Origin of the sequence: Candidatus Cybelea sp. (genome assembly GCA_036489315.1) — a bacterium.
Classification (GTDB): domain Bacteria; phylum Vulcanimicrobiota; class Vulcanimicrobiia; order Vulcanimicrobiales; family Vulcanimicrobiaceae; genus Cybelea.
This window is the reverse complement of the sequence record DASXFZ010000021.1, coordinates 1-18,805: the sequence shown is the minus strand read 5'-3', so window position 1 is coordinate 18,805 and position 18,805 is coordinate 1. Positions and strand designations below refer to the sequence as shown.

The following is an 18,805-nucleotide window of genomic DNA, read 5'->3' as shown; positions in this document are numbered from 1 at the left end:
CGGCCACGGCAGGCTTTGGATGGCGCTCTTTACTCGCTCGTACCTGCAGTTCGCGCTGAGGTTCAGGGCTGCAAGATTTATGATGATAGGTCTAGCTTCAACTGAGGATGCGCGGTCCGAATCGCTGCGGGTGCGTACTCAGATCGTCGGCTATCTTGTGCTCGTCATTGCCGCAGGATTGATATCCTTGCTGGTCCATATCCTGACAACCTAAGCACAAAGAGAGAACGGCCCCGCATACTGCCAGGGCATGTGCTTGACGGAAGGCGTTCGATCGAAACGGTGTGCTCAGGCCGCGCGCTGTAAGAGTCTTAGCACTCCCGTCGGGTTCCAAGTTTTGCCGGTGCGCGTGAGGACGCCGCGAGAGTCTAGTTCCGCAGCTATCGCCGGTAGGGACAACCCACCTGCACGAAGCTCGACGGCGATCACTGTAGCCTCTGCGTTCTCTTCGCGCGCGATCGTAGCTGTGCGCTCCGAGCCCTTGCGAGCCGCCTGAGCCGTGAGCTTGCGGCAAGCCGGGTTAGCAGCGCCGAGAAGCGTCCCACGAGCCTTAGCAGCCGCCAGAGCGTCACAGGTGCGCTGCGATATCTTGCGAGCTTCCTCCTCAGCGACAGCTGCGCGGATGTGGAGCATAAACGGATCCTTGTCCGGGTAGTCGCAAGCCCGAAAGTCCACTTGCTCCATAAGCCTTGAAATGAACGACACCGACCTGGCGAGTCGATCGAGCTTTGCTATGACCAACAGCGCGCGAGCAGCCTTCGTGCGCGCGATCGCCTTCCGCAGTATAGGGCGTTCGTTATTGCGCCCGGACTCGACCTCACGGAACTCCTGTAGTAAATCGTAGCCGTTGGACGAGCAGAACAGTGCGATCGCTGCCTGTTGTGCCTCAAGCCCAAGACCGCTGGCGCCTTGGCGTTGTGTGCTAACTCGAACATAAGACACGACCTTCGTCGTCGTGCGGTTACTTGGCTTCGTCATTTTGCGTCCCATTCAACTATCTTAGCACTGCTAGGACGTTCGTTCAAGCCCTGCAAAAGCACTATTACAGGATTACAGTGTACACCCGAAAACAGAAATAGAAGCTCGTGACTGCTGGACGCGGAGAAGGTTTACTCGCTCCGCGCGGCTTAGGGACGCAGTATGCCAGCCAAACCTCGTCGCTCTGTAACGCCAGGATTCATCAAAACCAGCTATGAGATAACCGAGGCCGCGAAGTATGCGATCGAGGACCTGCGTACCGCTTTGCGGCGGGATGGGTACACGGGCCTAGCGGAAGCGGCGCTGGTGGAAGCTCTGTTCCTGACCGCTAAACGCGACGGTGTAGACCGCGCCGTGCTCGACCGGGTCGTACGCAGTCGCAGGGGCGCCCTGGATCGCGTGGCCAAGGAGCGGCGCAGACCCTAGCGCCTGCCACACTCCAACGATCGCAGAGCGACTACAGGATTACAGGCTCCACCGTTTTCGAGCTGATTGCAGACCTTTGCCATTCGGTTTCCTAGCGCCAGCGACTCCAGAAGTCGCGGGCTTGCATTTGCCGATCGCGCCAGGCTTCGAACGGCCTGCAATCAGCCGCGAGCGAGGCGCCGAAGGCAACCACAACGGGGGATAGGTTGCAGCCAAATCACGAATAGATCGGCCGCCAGCGCGAGCTACCACGTCCGCGCATCGCTCTCTGGAATGCACCTCACAAGAGCCGCGCAACGGGGCGGCCCCAGCAGGCCGGGGTTTGATTTCAAAGGAGCACCGTGCCAACAAGCGAGCCGAGGCTGATGAGAGCGATCCCGAGAACTGAGCCGTTTGGCCGAATGTTTGGTCGCCTCTAAAAGCGACATAGCCCTTCCTTGCCTAAGTGTCCCGAACCATGGCGAACGTGTGTTCGCTTTGGCTGGCACTGCAGGCTTGCTTGCCAGCTCCATGCTGCAGCGGTGGTCTCTGCCGGGCCTCATGGTTACTCTTATATACCCGTACACGGACATTGGGCCAGGCTGTATGACCAGTGAGAGGCACCCACTTCTTTGGACGCGGACCAGGACGTCGTGGCTGCATGCCTGACGACCGGGGCCGAACATCAGACCCCGCTTGGCGGGGCACCGCCTGGCTAGGAATCGCATCAAAAAGATACTGCGGGAACGCCTGCTCGTGGCTTCTGGGCGTACGCTTGAGATTAAACTGGCGGAACACGGGCCGCATTGGATGCAGGAAGCGTGTGCCCCACACATCGTGACCGCTGCCATTAAGGAGCTCTTTCGCTTCGGCGACATCCGCGTCGTAGCAGGCCCGGATTTCCCTGAACCCTACCACTGTCCGTGTAACCTTTTTACTCTCGCTAGTCTGTCCGACGCGGACATCGCGACGGCTCTCGAACGTCGAATCTCGCTGCAAACGCTCTATGATCAGCACGCGCGCCGCGCGGCCGGTACAGAAGATACGATCGGGCGAGCCGGAGAGACGGCCGTGCGAACCGCCGTTGAGCGTTCCAATCGCTTTATTATTGGGCATGCCTGGGGGGACGTTAAAGACCAGCGTATAGTGGGCGCGTCCGACGGGCTGATCTACGATCCCCGACTGCCTGTGAATCAAGCCGGCATCCTTGTCGAGATAAAGAACTGGCGACGGTGGATTTATCATGATACGCAAGAACTCTGGAAACACATACGCAACGCCTACGCCATGGACACTGTGCCGCTTTTCTTCGCGCGGCGCATCTCCAAGCACACGTTCGATTACGTGTTTAAGCGTGTCGGCGGCCTCGGCGTCGAGATGCGGACGCAGTTTGCACCCCCAGATCTCGAAGACATTCTCGCCAGTGCCCGCGACGCCGACGGGCTTGATTACTTCGACCTGCGCTTCACGACTGATCCCGGACCGCGATTCTGCCAGCGCGTCTCGAAGCTCGCGAGTAACGTGGAATCGGCTAGGAGGCGTATGGACCTCGCGCTACCGATCGTTGAACCGTTTCTTGACCGCCTGGCCGACGAAGGGGTCCGCGGGAACGCTAGAGCCACCGTGTACTGGGGTCTGCAAGCCGCTCTTAACGCCGCGAACATTGACCCGTTGAGTCTCAACTTGGGCGCGCCGCTGAATCTCGAATGAGGGGGGTCCTGGCTCACACCCCTCTCGATTACCCTTCGACCCCCTCAAAAGGGCTCTTGACCCTCTCGAAATACAGGCGGACCCCTCTCGATCTGAAGACCCCTCTTGAACCGAAGAATCACCGTAGCTTAGGCGCCGAAGGATCTTGGGACGGTTGCATTCCGGGTGATGTACGGCCCCTCGCGCGCGCGTTCTCAATCACATCGCTGCATCAGGGCCTCCAAGCGCGCGACTTTGTCTCGATTTGAACCTGGGCGTGGCACTACAATCTTAGGACGACGCGAGCCACACCGTGCCACTCCTCGCGAGTCCTCGCCCAACCTAGCGTCGAAAATCGACCCGCGCATCCTCTCTGGTGAGAGTGACTTCGGATTCGGGAACGCGCCCGTAACCAACGCCCTTGCTTTGTGTCTGGCCCAGTGTACACGTGGCATATCGGCACGTCGAACGCGACCTTCGTCTAACCTAGACTCCACCGAAAAAACTCGTTATTCAGCACCGCTCTTCATCGGTCCGTTTTTGAAGTATCCGCGCTCAAGTGCAAAGTACCTGACTCTCCATTTGTGCTATGCGGAGTGAAAGCCGCAAGTGCGCTCGCTCTTACGAGCGACGACGAAGGCGATCGACTCTCGTCGACGAAGCGGACGGCTCAAATGCGATCACGACCGAGGAAGCGCAAGATCGGCACGTCAGTTTCCGTCGCAGGCCCTGCGTGGAATCCCACGGTAAGCGTCGAGGACAAGTACGGCAGGGTTCCAGGCAGTGGCACCTACGACACGGTAACGCGCAAGGGCAACACGTATCAGAGGTGGCGCGGTTGGGTTGAAAACTTGAAAGGCGTACAGGTTCGCAAGAGTGTCTATGACAAAACCGCGGCCGGGCTCCGACACAAGGTTAAAGCGTTGCTCGCCGCTCCGGCACAGGCGAACGCAAAGAACGTCACGATCGAGGACTTCTTCGAGAACCGCTTCCTCACCGATATGAAGTCACGTCTCAAGTACAATACTCTTTCGACGTACAAGACAGCGGTCAAGGAGTACATTGTGCCGGAGATAGGCCGTGCGCGCCTCGCCACTTTAAAGCCTGCTAACGTAGCCGCATGGCTTGACGGCCTAAAGGTCGGCGCACGATCGAAGCAGCTCGCCTTCGCTACCCTGCGACGAGGCTACAGCTACGCCGTGGAGGTGGGTTATTTCGAACGCAACCCACTTGCTGACATGAAAGGCCCTCGCGTACCCAAGACGGAGAAGCCGACACTAAACCTCACTGAACTCCGCAAACTCCTCACCGTCGCCAAAGCCTCGGAATGGTTCCCGCTTGTCTACCTCGCAACGACTACAGCCATGCGCGAAGGCGAAATACTCGGGCTAACCATCGGTAATCTACATTTGAACGACGGCTACCTATTGGTACGCCACAACCTAGCTCGAACCGAGAATGGGCTCGCGTTGGTCGAGCCCAAGACCACAACGTCTCGTCGTCGCGTGGATCTTTCGAAAGAAGCGGTTAAGCTGCTCCGTGATCACCTCAAGCGGCAGCGTGCCAACGATCTTGGCCTTGTATTTGCGTCGAAGAACGGGACGCCAATCGATGGCCCAAACCTGTTGAGGCGCGTCCTTCGACCGCTCCTCAAGGAAGCGGGTCTGCCCCCTGTGGATTTTCATTCATTGCGTCACACGGTGACCACACAGCTCGCTCAAGCGGGTACGCCCTTAAAAACGCTCCAGGCGTTGCTCGGCCACGCCAGCAGCAAGACCACGATCGACGTCTACAGCCATCATGCACCGTCCGAAGGCCGCGCCGCGGCAGACCTTATCGGCTCGATGGTCCGGAATCGACGTGGGACAAAACGGGGGACAACTGCCCGCCGAAAGACTTCTAAGACGGGCGCGAGGACAAAGAAAAAAGCCTTATGAATAAAGACCTTTTAGACTGGAGCCGACGGCCGGACTCGAACCGGCGACCTATTGTTTACGAAACAATTGCTCTACCAACTGAGCTACGTCGGCGCCGCAGCCGCCGCTCTTTCCACGGCTGGCTTGCCGTCGCCCTTCTTTTTTTACTTGCCGCCCCGATTCGGGCTCTAGCCGACCAGCAGCCGACCTACTTTGGGAAACCCGATGCCGCCGAGAGCGCCTGGGTCAGCCAGATGTCCGCCTACGTCATGGCGCACTATCCGACGGCCGCCGACGCCGAGAAGGCGGGCTACGTACGCTACACGTCCCCCGATGAAACCGGCGCAATCAGCTATGCGAACAAGCAGTGGGAGTCGAAAGACTACGAGCATCCAAGCCAACTCTGGTACGACAAGAGCGGAAAGCTGATGGGCGCCGACTACTCCGTGCTCACGAGCACGAGCCCGTCACGCCCGAACTTGTGGGGGATCAACCCCGGCCGCTGGTATCAGTTCAACGCCCACGTGCACTGGGTGCAGCGCGATCCGGCAACCGGACAGATAAAATACGATCAGTGGGCGTGGGACGGCGACTTCAACTCGTTCCCCGGCGCCGACGCAAACAATCCGAGCGCCAGCACGATCGTCGCGATGAAAAAAGTCGCGAATGCAAGCGACGTCGTGACGATCTTCAACTTTCCCAGTCTTTGGGATCTCATTGTGTGGGTCGTTCCCAATCCGCTGGGGGCTTTTGCCTGGCATAACCCCGACGTCAAGCCATAGGCCCCGCTACGGGTCGGTATCGTGGAAGGTGCCCCGCTTCGCCGTCTCGTCGAGCTCGAGATCGTCGAGCAGATAGTAGACGATCTTGCGATCGTCGAAGCCGACCTTCGCTAACGAGCGTCCGGCGATCTCCACGACTTCGTGGATGTGCCCGGTTCGGCCGGCGTAGAGATAATTGACCTCGGTATAGCTCGGATCGCCGGGTTTGGGGTGGGGAACGGCCTTGACGCCGCGCAGCGGCGTCCGGTGACGATGCATGGCGGCGAGGTTCGACGCGCGTGCCTGCGAAGCTTCGCCTCATGATGATCGAATATCGGGGCAAGCTGCCCAAAGTCTCTGGCTCGGCGTTCGTGGCGCCCAACGCTATCTTGATCGGCGACGTTGAGGTCGGCGACGAATCGAGCATCTGGTTCGGTGCCGTCTTGCGCGGCGACAACGGACCGATCAGGATCGGGCGGCGAACCTCGATTCAAGACAACGCGGTCGTGCACGTTAGCGAGGGCGGCGGCACGTACGTCGGCGACGACGTAACCGTCGGGCACTGCGCGGTGATGGAGGACTGTACGATCGAACGCTACGCGCTGATCGGCAGCAACGCGACGCTGCTCAACGGCTGCACGATCGGGGAAGGCGCGCTGATCGCCGCCGGCAGCGTCGTCGGCCAGAAGGCGGCGATTCCGCCGCGCGTCGTTGCGGCCGGCGCGCCGGCGGTGGTAAAGAAAGCGGTCGAGGGTGAGGCGGCGACGTGGATCGAGGTCTCGGCCGAAGAGTACGTCAAGCTCTCGCGCATGTACCTCGCGCAGAGCCTCGGTACGCCCGAGGATCAAGATTTAACGATGTAGCGTCGTCCAGATCAAAAAAGCATTGAGCGCTATGATCCCCACCGTCGCGCATGCGGCCAGCGCCGTCACCCATGGTGCGTTGGCCATCTCGCCCATCACGCTCTTGCGCGAACCCAAGAGCACGAGCGCGATCACCGGAACCGGAAGTACGAAACTTAGCACGACCTGACTGAGCACGAGCGTCTGCGTGACGTTGACGCCGGCGGCCGAGACCGCGACGGCCGGTGCCATCGTGACCAGCCGGCGCAGCCAGAGCGGGATCGTAAATCCGACGAAGCTCTGCATAATTACCTGCCCGGCCATCGTGCCGACGACCGAGCTCGCGATGCCCGACGCCATCAGCGAGATCAAAAAGACGACCGCCGCCAGATTCCCCAGCAAGGGCGTCAGCGTTCGATACGCCGTCGTGATGTCGGCAACGGCCGTGTTTCCCGTCGCATGAAAGACCCCCGCCGCCATGTACATCATCGATAGATTGACGAGCCCCGCGATCGTCAGCGCGACGATCACGTCGACGTAAGAGAAGCGCACGATGCGCGCGGCCTCGCGGCGCGTTCGCGGGACGATGCGGCCCTGCGTCAGCGCGGAGTGCAGGTAGATCGCGTGGGGCATCACCGTCGCGCCGACGATTCCAACCGCGAGCAGCACGCTCGTCGGGCCGCCGATCCATGGCACGACCGAGTGGTAGAGCACCTGGTGCCAGTTCGGCCTCGTCAAGATCGTCTCAACGATGTAGCAGACCGCGATCACGCCGACGAACGAACCGATCAGCGTCTCCATCGCCCGGAAGCCGAAGCGATGCAACGCCAGAATCGCGTAGGTAACGGCACCGGTCACCAGCGCACCGGCAACCATCGGAATTCCAAAGAGCAGATAGAGCGCGACGATGGCGCCCAAGAACTCGGCGAGGTCGGTCGCCATCGCTCCGAACTCGTTGACGAGCCACATCGCGTAAACGATCGGTTGCGGGGCGTGATCGCGCGAAAGCTCGGCGAGATTCTTTCCCGTCGCGATGCCCATTTTGGCGGACAGCGCCTGAAAGAGCATCGCCATCAGATTGGCAAGCACGACGACCCAGAGCAGCCGGTATCCAAACGCCGCACCGCCCTGAATGTTGGTGGCAAAATTTCCCGGATCCATGTAGGCGATCGATGCAACGAACGCCGGGCCCGCAAACGGCAAGAGCGCGCGCAATCCGCGCCGATCGCCGGCGAGCGCCTCTCGCGCCGCGGCAACGACGTGCGGGCTCTCCGAACCCACGCCGAAGCTACGTTGCAATACGCACCATCTCGGCGTGACGCCGCTGCAGGGCGATCGTGCGCTTTCCGCAGCGCAGACGAAGCCGCTTCGCATCGGCGGCCACGACGCGTACGGCCGTTCCGGGAAGAAGCCCGGCCGCGGCCAGCGTCTTCACGCCTTCTTCATCGCGGTCGTCGAGGCTGACGATGCGCGCCCTGCCCCCAGCGCTAAGTGCGGCCAGCGTCGGCAGCGGCTCGCGCGTAGCGTACGCGTCTTCGTACGGTATCGGGTGGCCGTGTGGATCGCTAGCCGGGCGCCCCAGCAAGTCGGCGATTCGCAGCGCGACGTCGTCGGAGATCACGTGCTCGATGCGCTCCGCCTCGGCGTGCACGCGCTCGAGCGGAACGTGCAGCGAGCGATGCAAAAACGTCTCGAGCAAACGGTGGCGCCGCACCATCGCAATTGCGAGCGCCCGGCCTCGCCGGGTCAGCGCGAGCGGATCCGAGGGAGCGCGCGCAGGTTCGATCAAGCCGTCGCTCTCGAGGACCCGTTTCGCTTTGCTGACCGAGACGCGGCTGACGTCGAGATACCGCGCGACCGCCGCCGCGCGCACCGGAGCGCCGCCGCCGATTTGGTAGATCGCTTTGACGTAGTCTTCCCGAGCGCGCATCGGCGATCGATCGGAACCGACCGTAAGGAGGTCGACCTTGCCCTTGTTAGCCATGGTTAACGCTAACCATGGTTAACAACTTGGCGCCGCCCCCCAAAGCTCCTCCCCGTCAGAACGGGGTCTGTTTAGCTACAGCCTATTTCTTCTAAACGCGAGCGTCGGGCCGGTTACGTTCTGACGAGGACCGTCTGACCGAGGGCCGCAGCCGGATGCGGAAGGCCCGAGGCAGACGATAGGAGGGCCACACGGATGTGGCCCGACGAATGTGTCCGAGTCGGAATGTAACCGGCGCGACGCTCGCGTTTCCCCCTAACTCGGGTAGTGCGACTCGTCGGCGTACGGCAAGAAGAGCGTAAACTCGGGACGGAAGCGCAGGTTGACCGTGCCGGTCGGGCCGTTGCGATGCTTGGCGATGATGAACTCGGTCAGATCCGGTTCCGCCGTCTCGGGATTGTAGTAGCCGTCGCGATAAAGGAAGGCTACGACGTCGGCCTCCTGTTCGATCGAGCCGGAATCGCGCAGATCCGAGAGCAGCGGCCGCTTCGTTCCCGCGCGCGCTTCGACTGCCCGATTGAGCTGCGCGAGCGCAATGATCGGCACCTCGAGATCCTTGGCCGTCACCTTGAGCGTGCGGCAGATCTCCGAGAGCTCCTCATTGCGATTGACGTTTCGCGTAAGCACGCCCGGCCGCAGCAGCTGCAGGTAGTCGACGAAGACGGCTCCCAGCCCGACCGTAGACTTTAAACGCCGGCAGCGGCTGCGCACATCGTTGACGGTGAGCGCGCCCAGATCGTCGAGATAGATCGGCAGGTCGTTGATCGCACCCATCGCGTTTGAGATCAGCTCCCACTGGCCGTCTTTGATATTGCCGCGGCGCATATGGTTCATCGAGATGCGCGCTTCCGAACAGATCAGGCGCTGAATCAGCTCGTTGTTCGACATTTCGAGTGAGAAGAACGCGACCGGCGCACCTTCTTGCCGCGCGGCGGCGACGGCCATGTTGAGGGCGAAGGAGCTCTTCCCCATGCCCGGCCGGGCCGCAACGATCACGAAGTTGCCGGGCTGGAAACCGGTCGTCATCTCGTCGATATCGCGGAAACCGGAGGTGAGCCCGGTCCGATCTCCGCGCATGTGGTAGAGCCGGTCGATGTGGTCGAAGGCGCCCTTCATCAGGCGGCTGACCGGCATGAATTCGGTGACGCCGCGGCGCTCGCCGATCGTATAAACGAGCTGCTCGGAACGGTCGAGCGCGCCCGCGACGTCTTCTTCGCCTTCGTAGCCGAGCCCGGTGATCTGGGTGCCCGCGTGGATCAGCGAGCGCAGCACCGATTTCTCGCGCACGATCGTTGCGTAATAGCGCGCCGAGGCAGCCGTCTGCACGGTATCCATCAGCCCGCTGATGTACGAGACGCCGCCGACTCGCTCGAGAACGTTGCGCCGCTTCAACTCTTCGGCGACGGTAATTTTGTCGACGGGTTCGCCTCGCTCGTAGAGCTCGACGAGCACCATGAAGATCGTTTCGTGGACGTGCGCGTAGAAGTCGTTCGGCCGGATGATCTCACCGACGGCGGCGAGCATCTCGCGGTCGACGAGTACGGATCCGATCAACGCCATCTCGGCCTCGAGATTGTGCGGCGGTATGCGATCGATCGTCGAATGAAGCGGCGCAACGGTCATGAGCGACCCGCTGTGCGTCGCGGCGCCGGTGAACGCCTTGTGGGTCGCTTGTGCATAACGAAAAGAATTACACGTGCCTGTGCCATGCGTCGTGGCACAGTGCTCGAGTCAGCGCCGGCGTTTCTTGGGCAAGTCGCGCAGCACTTGCGCGACGCTGGTTGCCGGAACGATCTCCAAGCCGCCGAGTGCCGCGTCTGTCTCGCGCAAATTCTCTCTAGGAACGAGCACGCGGCGCATGCCGGCTTGTCGCGCGGCATAAATTTTTTCAGGAATTCCCCCGACGCCGCGGATCTTGCCCTGTATAGTCAGCTCACCGGTCATCGCGACGTCTTGCGGAATGGGCGTTTTGGTCACCGCCGAGTAGAGCGCCAGAAAGAACGCGAGCCCAGCCGAGGGGCCGTCGATATTTCCGCCGCCGACGACGTTGATGTGCAGATCGAAGTCAGCAACATCGAAACCCGTAACCGCGCGTAGGACGCTGGTTGCGTTGAAGACCGAGTCTTTGGCCATCGAGCCCGCGGTGTCGTTGAAGCGAATCGTTCCTTTGCCCGGCTGCGACGCGGCGAAGGCGACCGCTTCGATCTCGATGATGCTTCCGAGATGGTGCAGCACGCCCAAACCGAAGGCCTTGCCGATCTCGCGGGTCGCGCGCCCTTTGACGAGCGTTTGCCGCACGAGCCGGCTCGCGCGCGCGACCGCGCGTACGTCCTCTTCGGTTATCGAAGGGTTCCTCGGCGTCTCGACGCGCTGTTTGCTTGGGTAAAGGCGGAAGAGCGCTTGACCGTAGGCATCGGCGACGATCTGCACGGCCTTGCGGCCTTCGATCGTAAACGACGAGATCAATTGGGCGACGCCGCGCGCCGCCTTTGCGCCCAGGCGGCGGATCGCGCCCGCAACGATCGAGCCGATCTGATGCTGGGTCAGCGGCGAGAAGTAAATCTCCGCGCAGCGCGAGCGAATTGCCGGGTCGATCTCGTCGGGTTCGCGCGTGGTCGCGCCGATCAGGATAAAATCGGCCGGTGCGCCCTCTCGGAACAGGCGCTTGACGTATTCGGGGACGTTCGGCGCGCTCTCGTCGTAGTACGACGATTCGAACACGACGCGCTTATCCTCGAGCACTTTGAGCAAGCGCATCTGCAGCTGCGGGTCCATCTCGCCGATCTCATCGATGAAGAGCACGCCGCCGTGCGCGCGGGTGACGAGTCCAAGCTTCGGCTCCGGAACGCCCGCCTCGGCGAACTCGCGCCGGCTGCCTTGATAGATCGGATCGTGCACGCTGCCGAGCAGCGGATTGATCGTCTCGCGCGGATCCCAGCGCAGCGTCGTTCCACTGGCTTCGACGAAGGGTGCGTCCTTGGCAAAGGGAGTGTACGGGCGGAGCTTCGCGACCTCGAGCACGAGGCGCGCGACCGTCGTCTTGCCGACGCCCGGCGGACCGTAGAGGATCGCGTGCTGGGGGTAGGGCGAGCTGATCTTTGCGAGTAGCGCGCGGATTGCGGCGTCCTGTCCGACGACGTCGCGCAGCGCCTGCGGCCGCAGCTGCTGCAGGGCGGAGGCGGCGAGCCCGCGTTCCGAGAGCGCCTGCAGCTCTTCGAGCTTAGCTTGCGACGCCGGTGTCTCGGGGCCGCCGGTCTCCCGCAACGCTTCGAGCTTGAGATCCTTGACGTACTCCTGATGGCGCTCGGCCATCTTTTCGTTGACCCGCCGCTCGATTGAATCTTCGGCGTGGCGCTGGGCGATGACGTCGGCCATCGCCTCTTCGATCTCGGAGATGACCTTGCGCTGCTGTGCGCGCGTCGTGGCGCGCTCCAGGGTCGGATCCTCGAAGACGAGGCGCTGCAGACCACAGAGGCGGTCGGGCAGGTTCTGCGAGCGCATCAGCTTCAACGCGTTGACCTTCCCGGCGCGCAGGACGAGTTTGTCCTGGCCGAGCACGGCGACCAGCATGTCGTAGAGCGCGCCGACGTAGCGGCTGAGCTCGCCTTGCGCACCGAACTTCCGCCGAAAGCGGGCCGTGTAGACCTGCTGCACGGACTAGGGGCGCCTGCTAAGCGGCGACGACGTCCACCATGGTCTTGGCGACGACGCCCTTATGCAGCTTTATCTCGACGGGATAGGATCCGAGCGCCTTGATCTGACTCGTCATTTCGATCTTGTGCTTGTCGATCTCGATGGAGAGGGCGCCGGCAATCGCCGACGCGACGTCGGCGTTGGTCACCGCTCCGAAGAGCTTGCCGTTGCCGCCGGCCTTTGCCCGGACCGCGAGTTTGGCCGACTCGATCCTGACGGCCAGCGCCTGCGCCTCCGCTAGCTCGAGAGCCGCCTTACGTTCGCGCGCCTTCTGCTGGGCGTCGAGCTGCGCCAGGGCGCCTTTGTCGGCCTCACCGGCGAGCTTTCGGGGGAGCAGGAAGTTGCGCGCGTAGCCGTCGGCGACGTCGACGAGGTCTCCCTTTTTACCGAGCGCTTTGACGTCGGCGAACAATACGAGCTTCACCCGGCTACTCGGAGCCGAAGGGAAGGAAGGCGATGAGGCGGGCGCGCTTCACGGCGACGGTCAGCATCCGCTGGTGCTTGGCGCAGTTGCCCGAGATCCGGCGCGGTACGATCTTCCCGCGCTCGGAGACGTACTTTCTGAGCCGGCCGGTATCGCGGTAGCTTACCGCGATGGCCCGCTCGGTGCAGAAACTGCACGGCTTACGCTTGGGCCGCCGGTCCTTGGCGGCGCGTTTGACTGACGTCCTTTTCGGTGGCATTGTGTCCTTTCGACTAGGTGGTTGCCGGTTTCGCTCGACCCCGGAAGGGGCGTTGAAACCCTAGCCAGGTGGGGCGACAACCTCGCTCCACCACCGGGACCTCCGAGCCGAACTCGGGGCGCCGGATTTCGGAACGTACGTTCGAACGGCCCAGCCCAAGCTCCTGGCCCCGGAGGGCCGATGCCGTGACGCTGGCCCGCGAATGGTGTATAGTAGTCTGGTTACCCAGGTTTCGAAGTCCGCGAGGTTCCTAAGGCGCCCAAGCGAGTCGGATCCGGAGAACAACCTCACCTCTACTAGGAGATTCGCTCGCTAAATGTATACAGACGAAATGCTCACGTGCGTGGACTGCGGACAGCAGTTCCCGTTTACCGCCGGAGAACAAGAGTTTTTCGCAATGAAGGGCTTTACGAATAAGCCGAGCCGCTGCACGGATTGCCGCGCAGCACGCAAGGCCGGACGCACTTCGAACGGCGGCGGTGGCGGCCGCAGCAGCCAGCGGGAATTGTTCAAGGCAACGTGCAGCCAGTGCGGCGGCGTGGCCGAGGTACCGTTCCAGCCGCGAGGCGACAAACCGGTGTACTGCCGGGACTGCTTTGCCAGCCGTAGCTCGTCGTACCGTTAATCAATAACGGAACCGACACACTCTGGGGAGAGCCCGCGAAGGCGGGCTCTTTTCAATACAAGCCCTCGCGAGGAGCCCTCGCGCGTGATGCGAACGGATGCAGCGATGAATCGAACGGCAAGGTACAGTACCGGCGCCGCGCTGGGACTTATTCATATTGGTGCGCTGGCAGCATTCGTGCCGGCGTTTTTTCATCCGTCCGCGATATTTGCCGGCGCGATTCTCGCGTGGGCTACCGGAGTTCTGGGAGTGACGCTCTGTTATCATCGCGTGCTGACGCATCGCAGTCTGCGCTTGCGCAAGCCCGTCGAATATCTCTTCGCGCTCTTGGGAACCCTGGCGCTGCAGGGCGATCCGATTCGCTGGGTCGCGATCCATCGCAAGCATCACGCGCACGCCGATGAGGACGAGGATCCGCACAACATCCACTTAGGTTTTCGCTGGGCGCACGTCGACTGGCTCTACCGTCAGAACGTCGCGATGCCGTCGGAAGAGGAGATCGCGCGCTACGCTCCCGATCTGTACGCCGATCCGTTCTACCGCACACTGCAGTGGCTGGGCAATCCGCTGCAGCTGGTCCTGGCCGGTCTGCTTTTCTGGTTCGGCGGGTGGAGCTGGGTCGTCTGGGGCGTCTTCGTTCGGCTGGTGATCGCCTACCACTCGACGTGGCTGGTCAACAGCGCCGCGCACATGCTCGGCTATCGCACCTACCGGACCACGGATTGCTCGACGAACTGCTGGTGGGTCGCCGTCTTATCGTGGGGCGAGGGGTGGCACAACAACCATCACGCCTTCCCGTTTTCGGCGCGCCACGGCCTGCGCTGGTTTGAGCTGGATATGACCTGGTGGCACGTCCGGGCCCTGGAACTCCTGCGCCTGGCCGATCGAGTTCGTATTCCGAGCGAGGTCATGCGCGCGAAGCTGGCGTATACGACGGTACGCCTAGAGCAGAAGTCATCCCGAGGAGTACCCGCATGAAGGAACTACGCGCCCGTTGGCAGCGCCCAGATTTTCAGGAACACCCGCTCGGCGCCGAGGTGACGGCCTACCTTAGCGCTCCCGCGCGGGAGCCCAAGCTCTAACCTAGCGGCTGCCGTAGCCGCCCCCGGCCTCGTCGAACGGCTGCACGCCGTCGGCGATGAGCACTATCACGACAAGCACCCGTTTCACCAACGGCTCGTTTCGGGTATTCTCGACCGCGCGCAGGTTCGTGCTTGGGTTGCAAATCGCTACTACTATCAGACGCAGATCCCGGTGAAGGATGCCGCGGTCCTTATGAATCTGCCCTCGGCGGCCCATCGGCGCGCCTGGATCTCGCGGCTGTACGATCACGATGGAACCGGGGATGGAGCCGACGGCGGAACCGCCGCCTGGATCGAGCTCGCCCGCGCGGTCGGAATCGATGAGGCCGACCTGCGCTCCGAACGCGAGGTTGCCGCCGGCACGCGGTTTGCCGTCGATGCCTACGTCGAGTTCGCGCGAACGCGCCCGTGGATCGAGGCGGTCGCCTCATCGCTGACCGAGCTCTTCGGACCGCCGGTCATGCAGCGCCGCGTGGCGGCCATCTTAGAGAAATACCCCTGGATCGATCGCGCCGGCCTCGCCTATTTCGAACGGCGGATTCCGCTGGCGAAGCGCGACTCCGAGCTGGCGTTGTCCTGGGTGCTGCAAGAAGCGCGCACGCCCGAGATCGAGCAGCGGTGCGTTGCCGCGTTGCGCTTCAAGTGCGACGTGCTCTGGTGCATCCTCGACGCCACCGCGCTCGCCTCCGGCGTCTTCGCGTGAAGGACGACGCGGTGCCGCGCTTCGGCAAAGGCGTTCGGCTGCGGCGCGACGCGAACGGATCGGCGATGCTGCTCGTTCCTGAGACGGCGCTCGAGCTTAATGAGAGCGCGGCCGCGGCGATCGAGCTGGTCGACGGCCAGCGCACGTTTCGCGAAATCGTCGACGCGATCACCGAGCGCTTCGAAGTAAACAGCGCGCTGGCGCGCGAGGACGTCGGCGATCTCTTCGGGCGTCTGGTCGAGCGGGGCTTCATCCGTGAATAGTCCCAGGCCGCTCTCGCTGCTTTGCGAGCTCACCTACCGCTGCAACCTGCAGTGCCCTTACTGTTACAATCCGCTCGATCTGCGCGCACATCGCGACGAGCTTTCCACGCAAGAGTGGCTTTGCGTGCTGCGCGACGCTGCCGCAATGGGGATCGTCCAGGTGCATTTTTCCGGCGGAGAGCCGACGCTGCGAACCGATCTCTGCGCGCTGGTCGAAGGAGCCGCAAGCCACGAGCTCTACAGCAACCTCATCACGCAGGGCACCTTCCTCGACGACGCGCTGCTCGACCGTCTGGTGGATTGCGGGCTCGATCACGTTCAGATCAGCATCCAAGCGCCGCAAACCGAACTCGCCGATCGGATCGCCGGCGCTGTCGTCCACGAACGGAAAGCCGAAGCGATAGACCGCGTGCTCGGGCGAGAGGTGGCGCTGACCTTGAACTGCGTGCTGCACCGTTTGAATCACGACACGATCGAAGACGTGATCGGCTACGCCGAGCGAGCCGGCGTTGCGCGGCTCGAGCTCGCAAACGTGCAGTTCTATGGCTGGGCTTTCCGCAACCGGCTCGCGTTGCTGCCGACGCCCGAACAGGTGCGCCACGGAGAGCAGGTCGTTGCGGCGGCGCGCGAACGCTTGCGCGGGCGGATGGAGATCGTCTACGTCCTTCCCGATTACTTCGGTGATTTTCCGAAGCCGTGCATGAACGGTTGGGGTCGCCAGTTCATGACCGTGACACCGAGCGGCGACGTACTTCCGTGTCCGGCCGCGGCCGCGATTACGAGCCTGCACTTCGAAAACGTTCGCGAGCGCGGGCTCGCGGCGATCTGGTCTGGTTCCGATTCGTTCGAACGGTTTCGCGGAACCGGCTGGATGCCCGAGCCCTGCCGCTCCTGCGAACGCAAGGAGATCGACTGGGGCGGCTGCCGCTGCCAAGCCTTTCTTTTGACGGGCGACGCCGCCGTGACCGACCCGGCGTGCTCGCTCAGCCCGCAGCATTCACTGATCGCGTCGGCGCGCGAGCATGCGGGAAAGGCGGATTTCGCCGCTCGCCGGCCGTGATCGTCCGGGTACTCGGCTCGGCCGCGGGCGGGGGCGTCCCGCAGTGGAACTGCGCCTGCGCGAACTGCGCCGCGGCGCGGACCGGACGGCGACCACGCCGGTCGCAATCCGGGCTCGCGGTAAGCGGCGACGGAGATCGCTGGCTCTTGCTCAACTGCTCCCCCGACATCGGCGCGCAGATCGAGTCGTTCGAAGCGCTTCAGCCGCGGCAAGCGCGCGGCACGCCGATCGCGGGAATGCTCTTTACCGACGCAAATGTCGATCACATCGGAGGCCTCGCGACGCTCCGTCAGGACGGCGAGCACCGCTTCATCCTTCGCTCGAGCGCCGCCGTGCGCGAAATCGCAACGAAGCAGTCCGCCTTTGCCCGCTTTGCGCAGCCGCCGCACCGTTGGCTCGACGTCTCGCTCGAGCAGCCGTTCGCACCTGCTGGTGCGGACGACCTCGTAGGCAACGAGCTCGAGATTCGCGCGATCCCCGTGCCCGGCACGACGCCGGGTTACGATGGTCGCCGCAGCTTGCCCGGCGCCGTCGTTGCGTACGAGATTTCCGATTTAGAAGGGACGAAGCGCCTGCTCTTTGCTCCGGTCTTCGCAAGCATCGATCGGAGGCTCGCGAAGGCGATCGCTTCCGCCGGCGTCGCCTTCCTGGACGGCACCTTCTTCAGCGACGACGAGCTAGTCTCACAGCGGCTCATGCCCAAGCATGCGAGCGAACTCGGACACCTCGCGATCGGCGTGCCCGGAGGAACGCTCGAGCAGCTGCGCGGCACACCTACGCGAGTTATCGTCACTCACGTCAATAATTCTAATCCAATTCTCAATCCCGACTCGGCCGCCGCGCGCAGCCTGCACGATGCCAATGTCGAGGTCGCGTACGACGGAATGGAATTACGCATCTAGTGCCGGAAGTTGGGCTTCGATGAGCTTGCTCGCCGTTCGCATCTTCCTGACGCTGGCGGCAGTCTGGACGCAGTTCCGCATGGGACCGGAGAATAACGCCGTGCTGCCCGGAACGCTGCACGCGTCGTGGCGGGTTGAAACCGGCGGCCAGATCTCGGCGAGCCCAACGGTAGCCGACGACACGCTCTACGTCGGCAACAACAGCGGCTCGCTCTACGCGCTCGACGTCAACAGTGGAAAGGTCTTGTGGAAAGCGCACGTTCCCAATCCGCTGATGAGCGCGCCGCTGATCTACGATGACCTCGTGATCGTCGGCGAAGGCGATCCGACGAGCCGCACCTCTTCTCCGTCGGAACCGGTGATGGTCGGTCAAGGACCGAGCGCGCTCATTGGTTTCGACCGCTACGGCGGCAGCGTTCGCTGGCAGACCATGCTGACCGGATCGGCGATGCCTACTCCCGCCATCATCGATGGGATCTTAGTCAACCACGACGGTGCGGGCTGGATCAACGGGCTGAATCCGTCGACCGGTGAGAAGCGCTACGCGCACTGGATCGGTTCGATGGCCTCCATGTCGGCGATTCTTCCCGTGGGCGGCGGCGATTTCGTGACGACCGGCGTCGGCACGAACGCAGCGTGGCGAATGCACGCCAACGGCGGCTCAGTCGTCTGGCGCAGTCAATTCCTGCGCGGTGCTTCAGGGATCGGCGACTGTCCGCCGGTCGGCAACGGCGAGCGCATCTTCTGCGATTACGTCGCCCCGGTCTCGCCCGACGCGTTTACCGTCATCGGCAACCTGAGCGTCGAGAGAGTCTACTCGCTCGACACCGTTACCGGTGCGCGGCTCTGGGACGTCGCGCTGGAGAGCGGCTCGCTCCCGATCCGCAACGAAGCGGCGATCCCGCTGCTCAACAACAACCGCCTCTATCTCGGCAGCTCGATTACGCCCTGGATGCACGCGCTCGACGCGTCGAGCGGGATGCTGGTCTGGGAGACCCCAACCCACGGCGTCGTCAAGGGCGGGGTCGTCGACGTCGACGACGTCATCTATTTCGGCGACCTCAGCGGTTATCTCTGGGCGCTGAATGCGAAAAACGGCCGCGTCGTTGGTTCGAAGTTCATGCACACCACCTTCAACGTCGGCTCGCCGATCGTCGTCGGCAAAACGCTGATCATCGGCAGTGATACCGGCAGCATCGTGGCGGTGCCGCTCGAATTG

General features: G+C 62.9%; 17 protein-coding genes, 1 tRNA gene and 1 pseudogene. 11 read left to right on the top strand and 8 right to left on the bottom strand.

All coding sequences use genetic code 11. The features are described from left to right. Nucleotides 1–2,220 precede the first annotated feature (2,220 nt). Nucleotides 2,221–3,093: a hypothetical protein gene (locus VGG51_04995; protein HEY1882378.1), complete on the top strand. Its 873-nt coding sequence runs from the start codon at nucleotides 2,221–2,223 to the stop codon at nucleotides 3,091–3,093. An 830-nt stretch (nucleotides 3,094–3,923) separates the two neighbouring features. Continuing rightward, nucleotides 3,924–5,009, top strand: coding sequence for a site-specific integrase (locus VGG51_04990; GenBank protein ID HEY1882377.1), 1,086 nt, complete (start codon nucleotides 3,924–3,926; stop codon nucleotides 5,007–5,009). Between the two features lie 17 nt (nucleotides 5,010–5,026). Here the strand turns inward: VGG51_04990 and VGG51_04985 are convergent. Beyond that, nucleotides 5,027–5,102, bottom strand: a tRNA-Thr gene (locus VGG51_04985). A 140-nt stretch (nucleotides 5,103–5,242) separates the two neighbouring features. Between VGG51_04985 and VGG51_04980 the strand changes: the two genes are divergently transcribed. Continuing rightward, nucleotides 5,243–5,770 (top strand): hypothetical protein, encoded by a 528-nt coding sequence (locus tag VGG51_04980; GenBank protein HEY1882376.1) that lies wholly within the window; start codon nucleotides 5,243–5,245, stop codon nucleotides 5,768–5,770. 6 nt (nucleotides 5,771–5,776) lie between these two features. Here the strand turns inward: VGG51_04980 and VGG51_04975 are convergent, their stop codons facing one another. Then, nucleotides 5,777–6,028, bottom strand: a complete 252-nt coding sequence (locus VGG51_04975; GenBank protein ID HEY1882375.1) for a hypothetical protein — start codon at nucleotides 6,026–6,028, stop codon at nucleotides 5,777–5,779. A 41-nt stretch (nucleotides 6,029–6,069) separates the two neighbouring features. Between VGG51_04975 and VGG51_04970 the strand changes: the two genes are divergently transcribed. Continuing rightward, complete coding sequence (locus VGG51_04970; protein ID HEY1882374.1) at nucleotides 6,070–6,612, top strand: gamma carbonic anhydrase family protein; 543 nt, start codon at nucleotides 6,070–6,072, stop codon at nucleotides 6,610–6,612. On the opposite strand, the gene VGG51_04965 is transcribed toward VGG51_04970, so the two are convergent. The 6 genes from VGG51_04965 to rpsR form a co-directional block, all read right to left on the bottom strand. Continuing rightward, nucleotides 6,601–7,890, bottom strand: coding sequence for an Nramp family divalent metal transporter (locus VGG51_04965; GenBank protein ID HEY1882373.1), 1,290 nt, complete (start codon nucleotides 7,888–7,890; stop codon nucleotides 6,601–6,603). The two genes, VGG51_04970 and VGG51_04965, sit on opposite strands and share 12 nt — an antisense overlap. Next, a complete protein-coding gene (locus VGG51_04960) occupies nucleotides 7,880–8,575 on the bottom strand; it encodes a metal-dependent transcriptional regulator (GenBank protein HEY1882372.1) in 696 nt (231 codons plus the stop codon). Before VGG51_04960 ends, VGG51_04965 begins: the two co-directional genes overlap by 11 nt. Before the next feature lie 255 nt (nucleotides 8,576–8,830). Then, on the bottom strand, nucleotides 8,831–10,198 hold the full coding sequence (dnaB, locus tag VGG51_04955) for a replicative DNA helicase (GenBank protein ID HEY1882371.1): 1,368 nt from the start codon (nucleotides 10,196–10,198) through the stop codon (nucleotides 8,831–8,833). A 108-nt stretch (nucleotides 10,199–10,306) separates the two neighbouring features. Next, a complete protein-coding gene (gene lonC / locus VGG51_04950) occupies nucleotides 10,307–12,229 on the bottom strand; it encodes a Lon family ATP-dependent protease (protein ID HEY1882370.1) in 1,923 nt (640 codons plus the stop codon). Between the two features lie 16 nt (nucleotides 12,230–12,245). After that, nucleotides 12,246–12,692 carry a 50S ribosomal protein L9 gene (gene rplI, locus VGG51_04945; protein ID HEY1882369.1) on the bottom strand — a complete coding sequence of 149 codons (447 nt, stop codon included), beginning with the start codon at nucleotides 12,690–12,692 and terminating at the stop codon, nucleotides 12,246–12,248. A gap of 4 nt (nucleotides 12,693–12,696) precedes the next feature. Further along, the gene (gene rpsR / locus VGG51_04940) at nucleotides 12,697–12,951 is read right to left on the bottom strand and encodes a 30S ribosomal protein S18 (GenBank protein HEY1882368.1); all 255 of its coding nucleotides are present in this window, start codon (nucleotides 12,949–12,951) and stop codon (nucleotides 12,697–12,699) included. A gap of 712 nt (nucleotides 12,952–13,663) precedes the next feature. Here rpsR and VGG51_04935 point away from each other — a divergent pair. The 7 genes and pseudogenes from VGG51_04935 to VGG51_04905 form a co-directional block, all read left to right on the top strand. Beyond that, nucleotides 13,664–14,554 (top strand): fatty acid desaturase, encoded by an 891-nt coding sequence (locus tag VGG51_04935; GenBank protein ID HEY1882367.1) that lies wholly within the window; start codon nucleotides 13,664–13,666, stop codon nucleotides 14,552–14,554. Next, nucleotides 14,551–14,658, top strand: coding sequence for a pyrroloquinoline quinone precursor peptide PqqA (gene pqqA, locus VGG51_04930; GenBank protein ID HEY1882366.1), 108 nt, complete (start codon nucleotides 14,551–14,553; stop codon nucleotides 14,656–14,658). The genes VGG51_04935 and pqqA overlap by 4 nt, the downstream gene beginning before the upstream one ends. A gap of 94 nt (nucleotides 14,659–14,752) precedes the next feature. Beyond that, nucleotides 14,753–15,361: pseudogene (gene pqqC, locus VGG51_04925) on the top strand (pyrroloquinoline-quinone synthase PqqC). Beyond that, a complete protein-coding gene (pqqD, locus tag VGG51_04920; GenBank protein HEY1882365.1) occupies nucleotides 15,358–15,624 on the top strand; it encodes a pyrroloquinoline quinone biosynthesis peptide chaperone PqqD in 267 nt (88 codons plus the stop codon). Before pqqC ends, pqqD begins: the two are co-directional and overlap by 4 nt. Next, the gene (pqqE, locus tag VGG51_04915) at nucleotides 15,617–16,684 is read left to right on the top strand and encodes a pyrroloquinoline quinone biosynthesis protein PqqE (GenBank protein ID HEY1882364.1); all 1,068 of its coding nucleotides are present in this window, start codon (nucleotides 15,617–15,619) and stop codon (nucleotides 16,682–16,684) included. Before pqqD ends, pqqE begins: the two co-directional genes overlap by 8 nt. Then, on the top strand, nucleotides 16,681–17,586 hold the full coding sequence (locus tag VGG51_04910; protein ID HEY1882363.1) for an MBL fold metallo-hydrolase: 906 nt from the start codon (nucleotides 16,681–16,683) through the stop codon (nucleotides 17,584–17,586). The genes pqqE and VGG51_04910 overlap by 4 nt, the downstream gene beginning before the upstream one ends. 19 nt (nucleotides 17,587–17,605) lie before the next feature. Continuing rightward, nucleotides 17,606–18,805: PQQ-binding-like beta-propeller repeat protein (locus VGG51_04905; GenBank protein ID HEY1882362.1), on the top strand; the 1,200-nt coding region annotated here is incomplete at its 3' end.